The 18,253-nt window shown below is 68.7% G+C and carries 14 protein-coding genes; all 14 read right to left on the reverse strand.

The features are described 5' to 3' along the window. Window positions 1-13: 13 nt before the first annotated feature. Window positions 14-3,490: a DNA-directed RNA polymerase subunit beta gene (rpoB, locus tag K4S16_RS15175; protein ID WP_149259612.1), complete on the reverse strand. Its 3,477-nt coding sequence runs from the start codon at window positions 3,488-3,490 to the stop codon at window positions 14-16. Between the two features lie 888 nt (window positions 3,491-4,378). After that, the gene (locus K4S16_RS44350) at window positions 4,379-5,479 is read right to left on the reverse strand and encodes a hypothetical protein (protein ID WP_160160922.1); all 1,101 of its coding nucleotides are present in this window, start codon (window positions 5,477-5,479) and stop codon (window positions 4,379-4,381) included. Further along, window positions 5,476-5,964: a nuclear transport factor 2 family protein gene (locus K4S16_RS15185; RefSeq protein WP_149259613.1), complete on the reverse strand. Its 489-nt coding sequence runs from the start codon at window positions 5,962-5,964 to the stop codon at window positions 5,476-5,478. Before K4S16_RS15185 ends, K4S16_RS44350 begins: the two co-directional genes overlap by 4 nt. A gap of 10 nt (window positions 5,965-5,974) precedes the next feature. Next, window positions 5,975-7,459 (reverse strand): MCE family protein, encoded by a 1,485-nt coding sequence (locus K4S16_RS15190; RefSeq protein ID WP_149259614.1) that lies wholly within the window; start codon window positions 7,457-7,459, stop codon window positions 5,975-5,977. Beyond that, window positions 7,456-8,868, reverse strand: a complete 1,413-nt coding sequence (locus K4S16_RS15195) for an MCE family protein (protein WP_235036819.1) — start codon at window positions 8,866-8,868, stop codon at window positions 7,456-7,458. Before K4S16_RS15195 ends, K4S16_RS15190 begins: the two co-directional genes overlap by 4 nt. Further along, a complete protein-coding gene (locus K4S16_RS15200; RefSeq protein WP_200841901.1) occupies window positions 8,865-10,151 on the reverse strand; it encodes an MCE family protein in 1,287 nt (428 codons plus the stop codon). The genes K4S16_RS15195 and K4S16_RS15200 overlap by 4 nt, the downstream gene beginning before the upstream one ends. Before the next feature lie 15 nt (window positions 10,152-10,166). After that, window positions 10,167-11,258: an MCE family protein gene (locus tag K4S16_RS15205; protein WP_149259615.1), complete on the reverse strand. Its 1,092-nt coding sequence runs from the start codon at window positions 11,256-11,258 to the stop codon at window positions 10,167-10,169. Beyond that, on the reverse strand, window positions 11,259-12,290 hold the full coding sequence (locus tag K4S16_RS15210; protein WP_149259616.1) for an MCE family protein: 1,032 nt from the start codon (window positions 12,288-12,290) through the stop codon (window positions 11,259-11,261). Next, window positions 12,287-13,591 carry an MCE family protein gene (locus K4S16_RS15215; protein WP_149259617.1) on the reverse strand — a complete coding sequence of 435 codons (1,305 nt, stop codon included), beginning with the start codon at window positions 13,589-13,591 and terminating at the stop codon, window positions 12,287-12,289. The genes K4S16_RS15210 and K4S16_RS15215 overlap by 4 nt, the downstream gene beginning before the upstream one ends. A gap of 4 nt (window positions 13,592-13,595) precedes the next feature. Then, entirely contained in the window at window positions 13,596-14,444 is an 849-nt protein-coding gene (locus tag K4S16_RS15220; RefSeq protein WP_149259618.1) for an ABC transporter permease, read from the reverse strand. Beyond that, window positions 14,445-15,296 (reverse strand): ABC transporter permease, encoded by an 852-nt coding sequence (locus K4S16_RS15225; protein WP_235036820.1) that lies wholly within the window; start codon window positions 15,294-15,296, stop codon window positions 14,445-14,447. Next, window positions 15,296-16,420 carry an ABC transporter ATP-binding protein gene (locus tag K4S16_RS15230; protein ID WP_149259619.1) on the reverse strand — a complete coding sequence of 375 codons (1,125 nt, stop codon included), beginning with the start codon at window positions 16,418-16,420 and terminating at the stop codon, window positions 15,296-15,298. The genes K4S16_RS15225 and K4S16_RS15230 overlap by 1 nt, the downstream gene beginning before the upstream one ends. A gap of 635 nt (window positions 16,421-17,055) precedes the next feature. Beyond that, the gene (rplL, locus tag K4S16_RS15235; protein ID WP_141580563.1) at window positions 17,056-17,445 is read right to left on the reverse strand and encodes a 50S ribosomal protein L7/L12; all 390 of its coding nucleotides are present in this window, start codon (window positions 17,443-17,445) and stop codon (window positions 17,056-17,058) included. Between the two features lie 54 nt (window positions 17,446-17,499). Continuing rightward, window positions 17,500-18,063 carry a 50S ribosomal protein L10 gene (rplJ, locus tag K4S16_RS15240; protein ID WP_149259620.1) on the reverse strand — a complete coding sequence of 188 codons (564 nt, stop codon included), beginning with the start codon at window positions 18,061-18,063 and terminating at the stop codon, window positions 17,500-17,502. Window positions 18,064-18,253: the final 190 nt, after the last annotated feature.

Genomic DNA, 18,253 nt, shown 5'->3' on the forward strand with positions numbered 1-18,253 from the left:
TCCCCTTGAGTTCTCAGACCTCGTCGACGCTCATCGCGCCCTCGTTCGGACGGCGGGAGAGGTCGATGCCGAGCTCCTCCGCGGCGCGGAAGACGTCCTCGTCGGTGTCGCGCATCTCGATGGACATGCCGTCGCTGGAGAGCACCTCGACGTTGAGGCACAGCGACTGCATCTCCTTGATGAGCACCTTGAAGGACTCGGGAATGCCGGGCTCGGGGATGTTCTCGCCCTTGACGATGGCCTCGTAGACCTTCACGCGGCCGAGGACGTCGTCGGACTTGATGGTCAGCAGCTCCTGGAGGGCGTAGGCGGCGCCGTAGGCCTCCAGTGCCCAGACCTCCATCTCACCGAAGCGCTGGCCGCCGAACTGGGCCTTACCGCCGAGCGGCTGCTGGGTGATCATGGAGTACGGGCCGGTCGAGCGGGCGTGGATCTTGTCGTCGACCAGGTGGAGCAGCTTGAGGATGTAGATGTAGCCGACCGAGATCGGGTCCTTGTAGGGCTCGCCGGTGCGGCCGTCGAACAGCCGCGCCTTGCCGCCCGGGCCGACCATGCGCTGGCCGTCGCGGTTCGGGAGCGTGCTCTCGATCAGACCGGTGACGTCGTCCTCGCGGGCGCCGTCGAACACCGGCGTCGCGGTGTTCGTCCAGGCCGGGGCCTCGTCGGCGCCGATGGCCCGGAGGGCCTGCTTCCACTCGGCGTCGTCGCCCTCGACCTTCCAGCCGCGGGAGGCGACCCAGCCGAGGTGGGTCTCCAGGACCTGTCCGACGTTCATGCGGCCGGGGACACCCAGGGGGTTCAGGACGATGTCGACGGGGGTGCCGTCCTCCAGGAACGGCATGTCCTCCACCGGCAGCACCTTGGAGATGACGCCCTTGTTGCCGTGCCGGCCCGCGAGCTTGTCCCCGTCGGTGATCTTGCGCTTCTGCGCCACGTACACCCGGACCAGCTCGTTGACGCCCGGGGGCAGCTCGTCACCGTCGTCGCGGGAGAACACCCGCACCCCGATGACCTTGCCCTGCTCGCCGTGCGGCACCTTCAGCGAGGTGTCGCGCACCTCGCGCGCCTTCTCACCGAAGATCGCCCGCAGCAGCCGCTCCTCCGGCGTCAGCTCGGTCTCCCCCTTCGGGGTGACCTTGCCGACCAGGATGTCGCCGGGGACGACGTCGGCGCCGATGCGGATGATCCCGCGCTCGTCGAGGTCGGCCAGGACCTCCTCGGAGACGTTGGGGATGTCGCGGGTGATCTCCTCGGGGCCCAGCTTGGTGTCGCGGGCGTCGACCTCGTGCTCCTCGATGTGGATCGAGGACAGGACGTCGTCCTGCACCAGCCGCTGCGACAGGATTATGGCGTCCTCGTAGTTGTGCCCCTCCCAGGGCATGAACGCCACCAGCAGGTTCTTGCCCAGCGCCATCTCACCGTCGTCGGTGCACGGCCCGTCGGCGATCACCTGGCCCAGCTCCACCCGCTGGCCCTCGTCCACGATCGGCTTCTGGTTGAAGCAGGTGCCCTGGTTGGACCGCTTGAACTTCGACACCCGGTAGGTGGTGCGCGTGCCGTCGTCGTTCATCACGGTCACGTAGTCGGCCGAGACCTCCTCGACCACACCCGCCTTCTCCGCCGTGATCACATCACCGGCGTCGGTCGCGGCACGGTACTCCATACCGGTTCCGACCAGCGGCGCCTCACTGCGCAGCAGCGGCACCGACTGACGCTGCATGTTCGAACCCATCAGCGCACGGTTGGCGTCGTCGTGCTCCAGGAACGGAATCATCGCGGTGGCGACCGAGGTCATCTGCCGCGCCGAGACGTCCATGTACTGGACCTCGCGGGCGGGGACCAGCTCGACCTCGCCGCCCTTGCGGCGGACGAGGACGCGGCTCTCGACGAAGGTGCCGTCGTCGTTCAGCAGGGAGTTGGCCTGCGCGATGACGTAGCGGTCCTCCTCGTCGGCCGTGAGGTAGTCGATCTCCTCGCCGACGACGCCGTCGGTGACGCGCCGGTACGGGGTCTCGACGAACCCGAACGGGTTGACGCGGCCGAACGCGGCGAGCGAGCCGATGAGGCCGATGTTCGGGCCTTCGGGCGTCTCGATCGGGCACATGCGGCCGTAGTGCGACGGGTGGACGTCACGGACCTCCATGCCCGCCCGCTCACGGGACAGACCACCGGGACCCAGGGCGGAGAGCCGCCGCTTGTGGGTGAGGCCGGCCAGGGGGTTGGTCTGGTCCATGAACTGCGACAGCTGGCTGGTGCCGAAGAACTCCTTGATGGAGGCCACCACCGGCCGGATGTTGATCAGCGTCTGCGGCGTGATCGCCTCCACGTCCTGCGTGGTCATCCGCTCACGCACCACCCGCTCCATGCGGGCCAGACCCAGACGCACCTGGTTCTGGATCAGCTCACCCACCGTGCGCAGCCGCCGGTTGCCGAAGTGGTCGATGTCATCGACCTCGATCGGCACCGCCACGCTCCCGAGGGTCGCCTCCTCCTCGCCGGCGTGCAGCCGCACCAGGTACTCGATCGTGGCGACGATGTCGTCCTCGGTCAGCGTCCCCTGGTTCATGTCCAGGTCCAGACCGAGCTTCTTGTTGATCTTGTAACGGCCGACCTTCGCGACGTCGTACCGCTTGGGATTGAAGTACAGGTTCTCCAGCAGCGTCTGCGCCGACTCCCGCGTCGGCGGCTCACCCGGCCGCAGCTTGCGGTAGATGTCCAGCAGCGCGTCATCCTGACCGGAGGTGTGGTCCTTCTCCAGCGTCACATTGATCGACTCATACGAGCCGAACCGCTCCCGGATCCGCGCCTCGTCCCACCCCAGCGCCTTCAGCAGAACCGTCACCGGCTGCTTGCGCTTGCGGTCGATGCGCACACCCACGTTGTCGCGCTTGTCGACCTCGAACTCCAGCCAGGCACCCCGGCTCGGGATCACCCGGCAGCCGTAGATGTCCTTGTCCGACGCCTTGTCCAGCGCACGGTCGAAGTACACCCCGGGCGAACGCACCAGCTGGGAGACGACGACACGCTCGGTGCCGTTGATGATGAAGGTGCCCTTGGGGGTCATGAGCGGGAAGTCGCCCATGAAGACCGTCTGGCTCTTGATCTCACCGGTGGTGTTGTTGATGAACTCCGCCGTGACGAACATCGGGGCGGAGTAGGTCATGTCCTTGTCCTTGCACTCCTCCACGGAGTACTTGGGCGGCTCGAACCGGTGGTCCCGGAACGACAGGGACATGGTTCCGGAGAAGTCCTCGATCGGACTGATCTCTTCGAAGATCTCCTCCAGCCCCGACTGCGTCGGGACGCTCTTACTTCCGGCCTTCTGGGCCGCCTCGACCCGGGCCTTCCACCTCTCGTTACCCAGCAGCCAGTCGAACGAGTTGGTCTGCAGAGCAAGGAGGTCCGGGACTTCGAGCGGCTCCTTGATGCGCGCGAAGGAGACGCGGTTCGGACCGGTTGCGGTATTCGAGGCGTTGCGCGAGGCTGCCAAGAGTGGTCCTTCCGAGGGCTCGCGGCGTAACAGATGACACGCACGCCAGACGATCCACGTTCGAGACCTGCTCAAAGAGGCCCAAATCGGGCCTTCACAGGGGTGCTCTCACACGTGGATAGTCAGAGGGCAGCGCAAAGGGGCAGTGTAGCCGAACCGGTACACCGCTCGCAACTCTAGCGCCGCAGTATGCATCACGTTGCCATGGAGCATCGCCCCTCAGCGCCTCTCAGTCAAGAGCGGACATGGACTTTTCGGGCCCTGACCTGCAGTGAGGAAGGCCATAGTTTAGGGATCCGGGTTGACAGCCCGCGAACCGGCGTCGACGGCGTGTCGCGCGACCGCGGGCCGTGCTCCCCGTCACCTCGGCTACACCGGCCCCTGAAGGGTTAACACCGAGTCGTCCAGAGTCCTTCCCGAGCGACCTGGAGCGTTGGAGAGAGCCGAGGGTCGAGCGGGCTCCAGCGGCCGTGAGAACCAGCGTCCGGGTCCCCCCGGCGCCTAGGAGACTCGGACGCCCAGGAGACCCGGGTACTCGGGAGACCCAGGCATCCAGGAGAACCAGGCATCCAGCGGCCAGGCCCAGGACATGAGCCTGGTCCGCCCTGCGAGCTTGGCCGGCCCGCGAATTGGCCGGCCCGCGAACTGGCCGGCCCGCGAACTGGCCGGCCCGACGAGCTTGGCCGGCCCGACGAGCTTGGTCAGCGCCGCGGGCTGGGGCCTGTCTCGAAGTCGCATCGGCCACGCGTGCGAACGCGTGACCTGCCCGGTCCAGCGAAGCCGGAGGCGAGCGGAACCGGGCAGATCGCGAAGCGATTCCGCGTTCGCCCAGGCACGGTCACGTAGCGAGCCGCCAGGCGAGCGAAGGCCGGGACTTCGAAACGCAGGCTAGGACAGGACCGTGAGTTCGGAGGCAAGCCACTTGCCGTCCTTCTTGACCATCGTCAGCCTGATGCGCAGCGGCTCGGGGAGGCGCTGCTGCTTGTCGTTCTTGGTGGCCGACGAGCGGTTGGCGTAGACGAGCGCCACGACCTTGTCCGGGGTCGCGCTCACGACGCCGACCTTCATCACGGTCGTGGTCGAGACGGCCTGCTGCTGGACGGCGACGGTCTTGAGCGTCTGGGCCAGCTTGTCGTAGTCGTTGTGCAGCTTGCCCGTCGTCGTGGCGGACGCGGCCTTCAGGTCGGTGTCGAGGGTCTGGTAGTCGTACGAGGACAGCTTCTGGGCCGCGCGGGACGCCGCGAACGACGCCTCCTTGGACGCCTGCTCGGTCGCCTCCTGCTTCTGGACCTTCAGCGCCAGAACCGTGGTGCCGACGCCCAGCGCGATCGCCAGGACGACCAGCACGGCGATGACGGTCGACAGGCCGCCCAGCCGGGACCGGCCGGTGGGCTCGTCGTCGTCCTCGTCCTCGTCCTCGTCGGACTTCTTCAGGTACAGACGCTTCGTTCGGGGGGCTTTGGCGGGCTTCGCAGCCTCGCCGTCCTCGCTGTCCTCGCCGTCCTCGGCGGCTTCCTCGTCCTCGGCGACCTCGGCCTCCTCGGCGGCTTCCTCGACCTTTGTGGTCTTGGTCTTGGCGGCCTTGGAAAGCTTGGTCTTCTTTGCGGGCTTGACGTCGGAGGCGGCGTCGGAGGCGGAGTCAGACTCGGCCTTCTCGTCGTCGGCGACGGCCTCGGTGTCCGCGTCGGCCGCTGAGTCGTCCTCTGCGGCTTCGGCGTCGTCGGTCGCGCCTTCGGACCCCTTGCGCCCACGGCGGGGCTTCTTAGGGGATTTGAGGGCCTTCGGGCTCTCCTCGGGGGCGTCCCCCTCGGGCTCCTCGGACTCCCCCGGCTTCGCGTTCGCCGCGGCCGCTTCGGCGGCGGCCGCCTCGTCCGCGGCGATCTGGGCGAGGCGCGCGGCCTCCCGGGCCTTCGCGGCGGCCTCCTCCGCCAGGCGCGCCGCCTCGGCGGCCTCCTCGGCCCTGGCCGCTCGATCCGCCTTGATCGTCACGGGACAACCTCCAGTCCGGACACCAGCCAGCGCCCGTCGACCCGCGTCAGGTCCATCTGGTAGCGGTAGCCCTGCGGCGTACCGTTCTGCACCTTGTCGTTGGTGACGGTCCCGGTGAGGGACACCATCACCTCGGCGGAGTCGCCGTCGATGGAGACCAGCGCGGCGTCGACGTCACTGACCGTCGACTTGGCCTTGGCCTTGGTGATCTGCTGCATGAAGGCGTTCGACTGGCTCCCCAGCTTGTTCTTGAGGTCGCCGGTGGTGCCGCTCACGATGCGGTCGAGGTCGCGCTGCGCGGTGGCGGCGTCGAGCGACATCAGGTTGACGCCCATCTGGCGCGCCGACTGCATCGCCTTGGCCTTCTGGTCGGCGTCGTCCTTGTTCCTGAGGGTGACCACGCCGAGCCAGCCGGACGCGATGGCGAGGCCCACCACGACGATGCCCAGGGCGATCGCGGTGACCATGGGTAGACGGCGCCTCATCGTGCCCGCCTCACTGGCTCAGCGGTCCGAGCAGGAGCCACTTCCACGAGGATTCCTCTCCCAACTGGCGAGTTCCGGCGCTGCGCGGCATCACGTACTTCTTGCCGTCGGGCCCGTAGACCGCACCGGTCGTTGGATCGTATCCAGCGAATTCGACTGAACCGGCCGGATACGACAGGTACAGGTTGCCGTCCGAAATCTGGCCCGTGGGGGCCGCCGCGGCCTTCGCCTTGGTCTTGGTCTTGCCGGAGCCCTTGGCGTCCGTCTTGGCCCCGTCGCCGTCACCGCTGCCGTCGTCGCCGCGGGTGCCGTACGCGCCGCCGTCGGGGAACCCGGCGCCGGTGGTGGCGCCCGCGGGGACCTGCGGGTAGGGCGCGATGGCGTCGCGCGGGAAGTTGCGGGCGCCGCGCACCGCCGTGGGGGCGTTGTGGGGCGCCTTGCAGCCGGCGTCCAGGCGCGGCTTCTTCTTCGACGTGTCCTGCGGCCAGCGGTGCTTGACCTTCTCGTAGCCCTGGGTGCAGGCGGGCGGCGCGTCGATGTTCAGGTCGAGACCCAGGTGCTGGGTGCCGTCCCCGGGCGTGACGGTGAACGCGCCCGCGACCGTCACCGGGTAGAGGATGAACAGCGACCGGAGGCCGGCCTTGCGGGACGTGACGACCTGGCCGGTGGTGGTGAGGTTGGCCAGGAGGACGGGCAGCGTCGGCGCGAGCTGGTTGATGGCCTTGTGGGTCTCGTCCACCGCGCCCGGCGCGTTGTCGATCGTCTTGCGCAGCGCCGGGTCGTCGTTGCGCAGCGAGGTGGTCAGCGCGTTCAGGTTGCGGGCGAAGCCCTGGATGTTGGCGGCCTGGCCGCGCTGCGTGTCCAGGACGGTCGCGCCGCTGTTCAGCAGCCGCTCGGTGTCGGGGTAGGCCTCGTTGGCGGTCTTCAGCAGCCGGTCGGTGTCGTCCAGGATCGACTGCAGGTCCGACGCGGAGCCGGAGAACGCCTTGTTCAGCTCGTCGACGATGATGCCGAGGTCCTTGGTGTTCACCGAGCCGACGAGGGAGTCGACGTTGCGCAGCAGTTCGGCGGTGGACACCGGCAGCGTGGTGCGGCTGCGCGGGATGGTGTACGGGTCGCCCTCGTCGAGGTAGGGCCCGGACTTCGTGGTGGGCTCCAGGTCGATGTACTGCTCACCGACCGCCGACCGGTTCGCCACGACGGCCTTCGTGCCCTCGCGCGGGATCCGCTTGCCCCGCTCCAGCAGCAGCTTGACGCGGATGCCGTCCTTGGTCAGCTCGATGGGGCCGACGCGCCCGACCGGGACGCCCCGGTAGGTGACCTCGGCGTTGGTGAACACGCCGCCGGAGTCGGTGAGGTCGACGTAGGCGACGTACTGCTTGCCGAGCAGGTCGCGTCCGATGCCGATGTAGTTCACCGAGACGATCGCCACGCCGACGACGGTGATGACCGCGAAGGCGATGAGCTGGACGATGACGCCGCGCTTGAGGATCACGAGAGGCCCCCCGTCATCAGGGTCCGCAGACCGCCGTCACCGGGGTCGGGGGCGAGCGCGCCCGGCCGTCCCTGGGTGTTCGTGCCGGCCGGTGTCTTCCCTGGGGTCTGTGTGGTGCCGCCTGGGAGCCCGGGCAGGCCGCCCTGTCCCGCGCCGCCCTGGCTCCCGCCGCCCGGCATCTGCGGCAGGACGCCCAGCGGGGAGTCCGGCAGCGTCACGTTCGGGACCTGGAGCATGCTGCGCATCTGCTTGCCGCTGCCCAGCATCCCCTCCAGGTCGGTGCCGCCGAGCAGGTTCCGCGCGATGGACTCGAAGTCCAGGTCGACGGTCAGGCGCACGTTGCCGTAGTCGCCCGCGATGACGTTCTCGAACGTCGCGGGGAACGGGAAGGTGATCAGCGTTTCCAGCGACTTCGGCAGGTCGGAGCCGGCCTTGTTGAGGTTGCGCAGGATCACGTCGAGGTCGCGCAGGTTGGCCAGCATGTCGGCCTTGGACTGGTTGATCACGTAGGTGGTGGTGCGGCTGAGCTTGTTCAGCGCCACCAGCATCTTGGTGAGGTCCGCGCGGTTGCGGTTGAGTACAGCGATCGCGGGCCCCGTCTCGTCGATGGTGTCCTGGATCGTCTTGCGCTCGGCGGCCAGCTTGCCGCTCAGCCGGTCGATGCTGTCCAGCGCCCGGGTGATCGCGGCGCGGTTCTGGTCCAGCGTCCCGGCGAAGGTGTTGACCCGCTGCAGCACCGACTTGATCGTGGACTCCCGGCCGCCCATCGCGGCCTGCAGCTCGTGGCTGATCGTGGAGACCTGCTCCAGGCCGCCGCCGTTCAGCAGCAGCGACATCGCGGAGAGGACCTCTTCGATCTCGGTGCCGCGGGACGTCCGGTTCAGCGGGATCAGGTCGTCATCGCTGAGCTCCCCGACCGGGGCCTCGTTCTTGGGCGGTTCGAGCTGCACGAACTTCTCGCCCAGCAGGCTGGTCTGGCTGATCGTCGCGATCGCGTTGTCCGGGAGCTTGACGTCGCCGCGGAACTTGACCGTGACGACCGCGTGCCAGCCGGCGCCCTGCGGGCCCGGCCCGCCGGCCAACTGGATCTTCTCGACCTTGCCCACCGACACGTCGTTGACCTTGACCGCCGACTGCGGGACGAGGTCCAGCACGTTCGCGAACTCGATCTTCACGGTCCGCGGGTCCGAGCCGAGGTCGGGCCCGCCCGGCAGCGGCAGCGACTCCACGCCGTTGAACGAGCAGCCCGACAGGGCCGTCACGCCGGCGAGCGCGGCCGCGCCGAGCAGCCGTGCCCGGCTCATGGAGCGCCTGCCGCCGGTGCGCTTGTCCGCCGTGCTCTCGGTCACCGCGCGCTTGTTCATGAGGCTCTTGTTCACGGAGCGCTCGCCCGTCGACCGCCTGCTCATCGGCCACCTCCAGGCAGCAGCGCCGTGATGTCCGTGGGCTTGGTCTGGGTCCCGGTCGCCCCGGTCTTGTTGGTCGTGCCGGTCTTCTTCGTCGTGCTCGTCTTGCCGGGCCTGCCCTGCGGCCCGTAGGCGTCCGGCGGGATGGGCACCGGGTCGTAGTGCGTCGTCAGGGCGGTGATCCAGGACAGGTCCAGGCTGAACCCGGTCAGCGCCTTGCCGATGCCGTTGTACGGCGAGACGAAGTCGAGGCATTCCTTGGCGGGCGTGCCCACCGAGTACGCCAGCGAGCAGATCCAGTCGGCCAGGTCGTGGAACTGGCGGAAGTTGTCGCGGGTGTGGATCGTGCCGCTGATCGGGTCGTAGGCGCGGGCCAGGTTGTTGACGGCGAGCGGACCGGCGCTGAGGATCTCGGCGAGCGCGCCCTTCTCCTTCACCAGCACGCCGGTGACCTGCGCGAGCTGCCGGACGTTGGCCGCCAGCTCGGTGCGGTTGCCCTTGACGAACTGCTGCACGTTCTTCAGCGTCGGCGCCAGGGTGTTGAGGGCCGCGCTCAGCTCCTCCTTCTCCCCCGCGAGCTGCCCGGACACGCCGTTCAGGTGCCCGGAGAACGACTTGATCTGCTGGTCGTTCGCCTTCATCGCCTCGGTGATGATCCGCAGGTTCTTGATCGTCTCGGCGACGTCGCCGCGGTCGGTGCTCAGCGTGCTGAGCGCCTTGGACGTGTCGGCGATCGTCTGCCGGATGTCCTCGCCCTGCCCGTCCAGGTTCGCGGCGCCGACCTGCAGCAGCCGCGACAGCGAGCCCTGCTGCCCGTTCGCGCCGGGGGCGTTCGCGCCCTGCGGGCCGAGCGCCTTCGACAGGTCGTTCAGGCTGGAGCCGACCTGGTCGACCTCGACCGGCACCGCGGTGCGGTTCGTGCCCAGCGTCGCGTTGTCCGCGAGGACGGCCCCGCCCTTGTAGACGGGCGTGATCTGGACGTAGCGGTCCGCGACGAGGGTCTGGTTGACGATGACGGCCTGCGCGTTCGCGGGGACCTTGTACTTGGCGTCGTACCTCAGCTCGACCTTCACCGCGTCGCCGACGGGCTCGACGCTCGTGACCTCGCCGACGGGGATGCCGAGGATGCGGACGTCCGCGCCCTTGTACAGGCCGACGGCCTTGCTGAAGTACGCCGTCATGTGCCGCTGCTTCGGCTCCTGGAAGACCAGCAGGAGCACGGCGGCCAGCACCGCGACGGCGAGGATCGCGCCGCCCAGGCGGAGGATGCTCGTTGAGTTACGCACTGGTGACCTGCCTGCTCACGGGAGGAAGGGCAACGGGTTGTCGCTGTTGCCGGTCTTGCCGGTGCCGGGCGTGCCGGTGCCGGAGGTACCGCCGCCCGGCCGGGCGCCCTGCTTGTTCGTCGCCGTCCCGCCGCCGGACGGGGGGTTCTGGATCGAGGCGGGGATCGGGATGAGGTTCTGGATCCACGAGTCGAACCAGCGCCCGGTGCCCGTCACGTCGGAGAACTGCCGGGCGAACGGCGCGAACAGCTGGAGGATCCGGTCCAGGTTGTTCTGGTTCTTCAGCAGGATCCGGTTGACCTTGGCCAGGTTGTCCAGCATCGGGCGCAGCTGCTTGTCGTTCTCGCTGATCAGCGCGTTCACCTGCTGGGACAGGGCTACGGTGTTGAGCAGCAGCTGGTGGATGACCGCACGCCTGGCCTGCACCGCCTGGAGCACCTTGTCGCCGTCCTGGACGAGCTCGGCGAAGTCCTGGTTGCGGTCGGCGAGCAGCTTGGAGACGTCCTTGGCCTTGCCGGCCAGCTCGTGCAGCTCGTCGTCGCGGGACGCGACCGTGTTGGACAGCCGGCGCAGCCCCTGCAGGGACGCCCTGACCTCCTCCGGGGAGTTCTTGAACGTGTCCGACAGGACGTCGAACGACTTCGCGACCTGCTGCACGTCGATGGCGCCGACGCGCTGGCTCAGCTCGCTGATCGCGGGGACGACCTCGAACGGGGTGTGCGTCCGCTCGATCGGGACGTTGCGGCCGAGCCGGCCGCGGCCGCGGGGGGTGAGCGCGAGGTAGTGCGCGCCGAGCACCGTCTTGATCTTGATGTCGGCCTCGGTGCGGTCGCCGAGCCGCACGCCGTCGTCGACCCGGAAGGTGACCTTGACGTGGTCGCCGTCCAGCTCCAGCCCGGTGACCTTGCCGACCTTGACGCCCGCGACGCGGACCTCCTCGCCGGCCCGCAGCCCGGCCGCCTCCCGGAACGAGGCGGTGTGGGTGCTGCCGCCGGAGATGAGCGGGATGTTCTCCAGGTTCATCGCCAGCGCCACCAGCACGATGATGATCGCGAACGCGGACAGCCCGATGGGGACCGGGTTGCGTTCCCGGAACGGGATCCTCATCTACTTGCACCTCGCGTTCTCGTTCACGATCGCCGGCGTCTGGTAGACCGGTCCGCCCGGCAGCCGCACCCGCGCGTCGAGGCCGCAGATGTACATGTTGAACCAGGAGCCGTAGGAGGAGATGTTCACCAGCCCCTCCAGCCGCTTCGGCGTCCGCTGCAGGCCCGCGTCGAGCTCCTTGCCGTTGGCGTCGAACGTGGCGGTGAGCTTGCGCAGCCCGGCGATGTCGTTGCGGATGTCCGGGCGGGCGTCGGCGAGCAGGCTCTGCGTGGTGCCGGTCAGGTCGTTGATCGCCGACACCGAGTCGAAGATCGCCTGGCGGTCGCCGGACACCCCGCTGACGAACCCGCGCAGGTCCGTGATCAGCTGGTTGACCTCGTTGTGCCGCTCGTCGATGGTGCCGAGCACGGTGTTCAGGTTGTCGATCACCTCGCCGATGACCTTGTCCCGGTCGGCGAGCGTGTTGGTCAGCGACGCCACGTGCGCGAGCAGGCTGTTGATCGTCCCGCCCTCGCCCTGGAGCACCTGGATGATCTGCATCGCGAGCGTGTTGACGTCCTTGGGCTCCAGCGCGCGGAACAGCGGCCGGAACCCGTTGAACAGGGTCGTCAGGTCCAGCGCCGGGGTGGTCTGCGCCATCGGGATCGTCCCGCCCGGCCTGAGATAGTCGTTGGCCTGCCCGGCGCCGTCGGTCAGCGCCAGGTACCGCTGCCCCATCAGGTTGCGGTACCGGATCTGCGCCTGCGTGGACGAGGGCAGCCCCGCCTTGAAGACGCTCTCCTTCTGGAGGCTGAACGTCACCTCGGCCTTGTCGCCCTTGTACAGCTCGATGTGCTCGATCTGGCCGACCCGGACACCGGCGACGCGCACGTCGTCGTTGTCGAGCAGGCCCGTCACGTCCGAGAAGATCGCCTTGTAGGTGGTCGTCTCCCGGAACCGCATGTTGGAGATCGTCATCGCCAGCACGCCGGTGGCCAGCGACGTGACGACCACGAAGATCGCCAGCTTGATCGCCGCACTCGTCGTCCTCACTTGACCGTCACCACCGATCCGTCCGCGAGCAGCGGCCCGAACATCAGCGCCGAGACGTCGGAGAGCCGGTCGGAGGGAATCCGCGTCACCGGTCCGAGCACGCTCTTGATCTTTTCCTTCTCGCTCATCGCGCCCGGGTCCACGAAGACGTTCGACAGGGCCCGGCCGCGGCTCCCGCCGCCGTTCGGGTCATCGGGGTTCTTCCACCACAGGTCGTCTTCCGTCCCGTCCAGCGCGAGGTAGTCCGGGGACGGGACCTTGGGGTTCGGCAGCCCGTAGCAGCGCGGGTTGCGCTGGTCCCTGACCTCCGGCTTGTCCAGCGGGTACTTGAAGCCCGGCCGGGGCTTGACGATCTCGACCGTCAGGTTGAAGGTCTTGGACCCGTTCCCGCCGGCCACCCGCTCGGCCTCCGGCCTGATCTTCATCAGCCCGGCGAACACGCACGGCAGCGACGGCGAGTAGCGGGCGACCAGGTCCAGCACGTCCCGGTTCGCGATGTTGAAGCCGATGATCTTCGGCGCGTTCTGCCGCATGAACACGTCGCCGTCCTGGGCCAGCGCGGTCGTCGCCGGGATCAGCTGCTCGATCGTGGCCTTCTTGTCGGTGATCGTCCGGCTGGTGACGTTGAGGTTGCGGAGCGTCTGCAGCAGGTCGGGCGCCGCCGCGTTGTAGATGTCGGACACGTCGGCGAGGGCGTTCAGGTCGTGCACCAGCGTGCCGAGCTGCGGGTTGATCTTCCGCAGCAGCTCGTCGGCCTCCTCCAGGTTCCGGCCGATCTGGTCGCCGCGGCCCTGCAGCGCCGTCGCCAGGGCGTTCAGCGTCGCGTTCAGCTCCGCCGGCTTCACCGCCTGCAGCAGCGGGAGCAGGTCGTTCAGCACCTTGTCGAACTCGACGGCGGCCTGGGAGCGGTCCTGCTGGATCACCTGGCCCGAGCGCAGCCCGACGGGGCCCGCGTCCGCGGGGATCCCGAGGTCCACGTACTTCTCGCCGAACAGCGTCTTCGGCAGCAGCCGCGCCTGGACGTTCCGCGGGATCAGCTTCGCCTTGTCCGGGTCGAGCGCCAGGTGCAGGGTCGCGCCCCGCGCGTCGGCCTCGGTGCTGCGCACCTCGCCGACGATCAGGCCGCGGACCTTCACGTCCGAGTGCGGCAGCAGCTGGAGACCCGCCCGCTCGCTCCGCACGCTCACGTTGAGCGTCGGCGTGAACGCCTTGTTGTAGAGCGCCACGGTCAGCGCCAGCAGCAGGATGATCACCAGGATCATCGAAAGTCCGAGGACCCGGAACCGCAGTCGTTGACTCATCCCGTCACCCCGCGATCCGCACGCTGGTCGTCGTGCCCCAGATCGCCATGCCGAGCATGAGGTCGGCCACGTTGATCACCACGATGCTGGTCCGCACCGCGCGGCCCACCGCCACGCCGACGCCCGCCGGGCCGCCGGAGGCGTGGTAGCCGTAGTAGCAGTGGATCAGCATCACCAGCACCGCGAAAGCGATCACTTTTCCGAACGACCACAAGATGTCGTACGGCGGTAGGAACAAATGGAAATAGTGGTCGTAGGTGCCGGTCGACTGGCCGTAGAACATCGTCACGATCACGCGGGTCGCGCCATAGGAGGCGAGCAGGCCCACGATGTACAGCGGAATGACCGCGATCATTCCGGCGAGCATCCGGGTGGTGACGAGGAACGGCATCGACGGGACGGCCATGACCTCCAGCGCGTCGATCTCGTCGGAGATCCGCATCGCGCCGAGCTGGGCGGTGAAGCCGCAGCCGACTGTCGCCGACAGCGCGAGCGCCGAGACCAGCGGCGCGATCTCGCGGGTGTTGAAGTAGGACGCGACGAAACCGGTGAACGCGGCCGTGCCGATCTGGTTCAGCGACTCGTAGCCCTGCAGGCCGACCTGGCTGCCGGTGAAGAACGTCATGAACCCGACGATCACCACCGAGCCGCCGATCACCGCGAGGCCGCCGGTGCCGAGGCTCACCTCGGCCAGCAGCCTCAGCACCTCCGTGCGGTACCGGGTCAGCACCCGGAACACCCACGCGAACGCGCGGGCGTAGAACGACATCTGGTGGCCGAAGTCGTCCAGCCGGTCGAGCGGCGCGCTCACCACCCGCCGGGCCGCCTTGCCCGTCTTGCCAGGGGCAGCCATCTACATCCCCTTCGACGGGACGAACTGGAAGTACAGCGTGGAGATCAGGAAGTTCTCCAGGAAGAGCAGCATGAACGTGATGACGACGGTCTGGTTGACCGCGTCGCCCACGCCCTTCGGGCCGCCCTTCGCGTTGAGGCCCTTGTAGGCGGCGACCAGTCCGGCGGTGATGCCGAACACGAACGCCTTGAACTCGGCCTGCAGCAGGTCGGGCAGCTGCGCGATGGCGTTGAAGGAGGCCAGGTAGGCGCCGGGGGTGCCGCCCTGGAGCATCACGTTGAAGAAGTAGCCGCCGAGGAGGCCGACCACCGAGACCAGCCCGTTCAGGAACAGCGCGACGAACGCGCAGGCGAACATCCGGGGCACCACCAGGCGGTGCAGGGGGTTGATGCCCAGCACCTCCATGGCGTCGATCTCCTCGCGGATCTTCCGGGAGCCGATGTCGGCGCACATCGCCGAGCCCGCGGCGCCCGCGACCAGCAGGGAGGTGACCAGCGGGCTGGCCTCCCGGACGATCGCGACCACGGCGGTCGCGCCGGTGTAGGACTGCGCGCCGAGCTGCCGGATCAGCCCGCCGACCTGGAGGGACAGGACGCCGCCGAAGGGGATGGCGACCAGCATCGTGGGGACGACGGTGACGCTGACGATGAACCAGGCCTGCTGGATGAACTCGCGCCACTGGAACGGCCACTGGAAGACCGCGCGGGCGGTGTCCAGGCACAGGGCGAAGAACCGTCCGGGTTCCTTGATCGCGACGTTGGCCGCGCCGTCCCCGATCTTGCGGAACGTCGCGGAAGAGCCCCCGCCCTTCCTTGCCCCTCGCTGGTCCGCGCCGATACCAGGAGTGGACATCAGTAGCCTGCACCCGCTCCCGGCCGGCCGGGCGGCGGGTTGCCCGGGAAGTTGCCACCGGGTCCGCCGGGCGGCGGACCGGAGGGAGGCATGCCGCCGGGCGCACCGTGCGCGCCGCCTGCGGGGGCGCCGACGGGCGTCATGGACGCCACGTACCGCGGCCACTCCTCGACCCAGTTGCGGCCGAGGTCGTCGATGAACGAGCCGGGCGGCGGGGTGACGCCGTGCGCGGCGCACCACGCGCCGGGCGCGTGCATGCCGGTGCGGAGCAGCCCGTTGCTCGGCATCTGCTGCGGCGGGATCGGCGGCAGCTTGCCGGGGTCGTGCCCCATCTTCGCCTCGGCCTCCAGCTCGGACTCGTCCTTCTCCTCGGACATGCCGATCGGGCCGATCTTGCTGGCGTTGAGGAACTGCCGGACCACGGGCTCCTCGCTGGACAGCAGCATCTCCCGCGGCCCGAACATCGCCAGGTGCCGCTGGTACAGCAGGCCGATGTTGTCCGGGACGGTGCGGGCGGTGTTGATGTCGTGCGTGACGATCAGGAACGTCGCGCCGATCTGCGCGTTGAGGTCGATGAAGACCTGGTTGAGGAACGCGGTGCGGACCGGGTCGAGGCCGGAGTCCGGCTCGTCCACCAGCAGGATCTCGGGGTCCAGGACGAGCGCGCGGGCCAGGCCGGCGCGCTTCTTCATACCGCCGGAGATCTCGCCGGGAAGCTTGTGCTCGGCGCCGAGGAGGCCGACCATGTCCATCTTCTCGAGGACGATCCGCTTGACCTCGGACTCGGTCTTCTTGGTGTGCTCGCGGAGCGGGAACGCGATGTTGTCGAACAGGTTCATGGAGCCGAACAGGGCGCCGTCCTGGAACAGGACGCCGAACTGCTTCCGGGTGTCGTAGAGCTGCGACTCGGGCAGGTAGGGCAGGTCCCTGTCACCGATCCAGATGTGCCCGCGATCGGGCTTGAGCAGCCCCACGAGGGACTTCAGGAAGACCGACTTGCCCGTACCGGACGGACCCAGGAGAACGGAGATCTCACCTGCGGGAATGGTCAGCGACACGTCCTGCCAGATCACCTGGCGGCCGAAGGACTTCGTCAGTCCCTCGACTCTGATCTCGACGCCCACTCGTCACCTTTCGTCCAGGCCGGGGGAATCCCGAACCAATGAGCGAGTAGCACTCAGGCTCTTTCTGTCGTCACACCGCGTTGTGTTGTGTCACGCCGCGCCAGTCGTCACACCGCGTGTCCGCCGCATTGCTACCGTCCGGTAGCCGTGACGGGTGCCACTACCGTAGCGGCCCCCCGTCCAAATGGAAGGGGTTCCGACCCAGATCAGCAGCTAAATGCGACGTCGTAAGACAATCGTTACTTACGGCGTCTATGAGACTAGTGGTCCAAGAACCGGAGCCTCAAGACCGGGGTGCCGGCGGCGGCTTTCGACCGGGGGCCCGCCGCACTGCGGAGACGGCAGCGGCCGGGTGTGGCCACAGCGTCAGGACGGGACGCTACGCCGCGGGCGGGAATCGGCACAACCCGTCAAGGCACACGGTTTCCGGCGGGTGTTTGTCACCTCCGCACAGGAAACGGACCTTCCCGGCGCCTCCGATCAACGTTCCGCGACAAGACCGCCCACCCGCACCACCGGAACCCCGCTCGGCGGCCCGGCGGACACGTCACAACGCAAAGGAGGCGGCCACCCCATCGGGGTGACCGCCTCCTGGAGAGCGGTGGAGCCTCGCGGCTCCGGAGCTCTGGAGCGTCTTACTTGACGGTGACCGAAGCGCCGGCCTTCTCCAGGGCCTCCTTGGCCTTGTCGGCCGTCTCCTTGTTGACCTTCTCGAGCAGCGGCTTCGGCGCGCCGTCGACCAGGTCCTTGGCCTCCTTGAGGCCGAGGCTCGTCAGGGCGCGAACCTCCTTGATGACCTGGATCTTCTTGTCGCCGGCACCCTCGAGGATGACGTCGAACTCGTCCTGGGCCGGGGCCTCCTCGGCGCCACCCGCCGGGGCGCCCGGGGCCGCGGCGACGGCGGCGACGGGGGCGGCGGCCTTGACGTCGAAGACCTCCTCGAACTGCTTCACGAACTCGGAGAGCTCGAGAAGGGTCATCTCCTTGAACGCGTCGAGCAGGTCGTCGGTGCTGAGCTTCGCCATGATGATTCCTCCGCTATGGCTTGTGATCTGGGGTGGTACTGAACCGCGGGTTGCCTACTCGGCGGACGCCTCGGCGGCGGGTGCCTCGGCGGTCTCGCCCTCGGCCTCGCGCTTGGCGCGCAGCGCCTCGGCGAGCTGGGCGGCCTGCGTCGGCAGGGCGTTGAACAGCGCGGCGGCGTTCGCCATCGAGCCCTTCATCGCACCGGCCAGCTTCGCGAGGAGAACCTCGCGCGACTCGAGGTCCGCCAGCTTGGCGACCTCGGCCGCGTCCATCGACTGACCGTCGATGAAGCCGCCCTTGATCACCAGCATCGGGTTCGCCTTGGCGAAGTCGCGCAGGCCCTTCGCGGCCTCGACCACGTCGCCGCGGACGAACGCGATGGCCGACGGGCCTTCGAGCAGGTCACGGAACCGCTCGTCGACACCGGCCTCGTTCGCGGCGCGCTTGGTCAGCGTGTTCTTCACCACGCGGAACCGCGCGGTCTCGCCGAGGTTGTCGCGCAGCTCCTTGACCTGCGCGACGCTAAGCCCGCGGTACTCGGTCAGCACGGCGCCGTTGGAGCTCTCGAACTCGCTCTTGAGCTCGGCGATCGCCGCGTCCTTGTGGGCCTTGGCCATAGCCCTCCTTCCGATTACCTGGGTGGTCCGATCCGCGCCTCGCCCGCGTGCGGGTTCCGGCGCCGATCCACCAAAAAACGCCCCGGCGCAGGCGCACGGGGCGTCCAGGCACGGCACGGAGGCCATGCGGGAAGCTCTCGTCTCACCTACGCAGGCCGCCCGACGTGAGTCGGGTCCTTCGGTCACCTCG

The organism is Actinomadura sp. K4S16, assembly GCF_008327685.1.
GTDB lineage: Bacteria > Actinomycetota > Actinomycetes > Streptosporangiales > Streptosporangiaceae > Spirillospora.

Bases quoted from the DNA above. Each gene is read 5' to 3' on its own strand.
- rplL (WP_141580563.1), bottom strand. From the start codon at position 17,445: ATGGCGAAGCTCAGCACCGACGACCTGCTCGACGCGTTCAAGGAGATG.
- K4S16_RS15205 (WP_149259615.1), bottom strand. From the start codon at position 11,258: ATGAGGATCCCGTTCCGGGAACGCAACCCGGTCCCCATCGGGCTGTCC.
- K4S16_RS15185 (WP_149259613.1), bottom strand. From the start codon at position 5,964: ATGAGGCGCCGTCTACCCATGGTCACCGCGATCGCCCTGGGCATCGTC.
- K4S16_RS15215 (WP_149259617.1), bottom strand. From the start codon at position 13,591: ATGAGTCAACGACTGCGGTTCCGGGTCCTCGGACTTTCGATGATCCTG.
- K4S16_RS15220 (WP_149259618.1), bottom strand. From the start codon at position 14,444: ATGGCTGCCCCTGGCAAGACGGGCAAGGCGGCCCGGCGGGTGGTGAGC.
- rplJ (WP_149259620.1), bottom strand. From the start codon at position 18,063: ATGGCCAAGGCCCACAAGGACGCGGCGATCGCCGAGCTCAAGAGCGAG.
- K4S16_RS15225 (WP_235036820.1), bottom strand. From the start codon at position 15,296: ATGTCCACTCCTGGTATCGGCGCGGACCAGCGAGGGGCAAGGAAGGGC.
- K4S16_RS15195 (WP_235036819.1), bottom strand. From the start codon at position 8,868: ATGAGCAGGCGGTCGACGGGCGAGCGCTCCGTGAACAAGAGCCTCATG.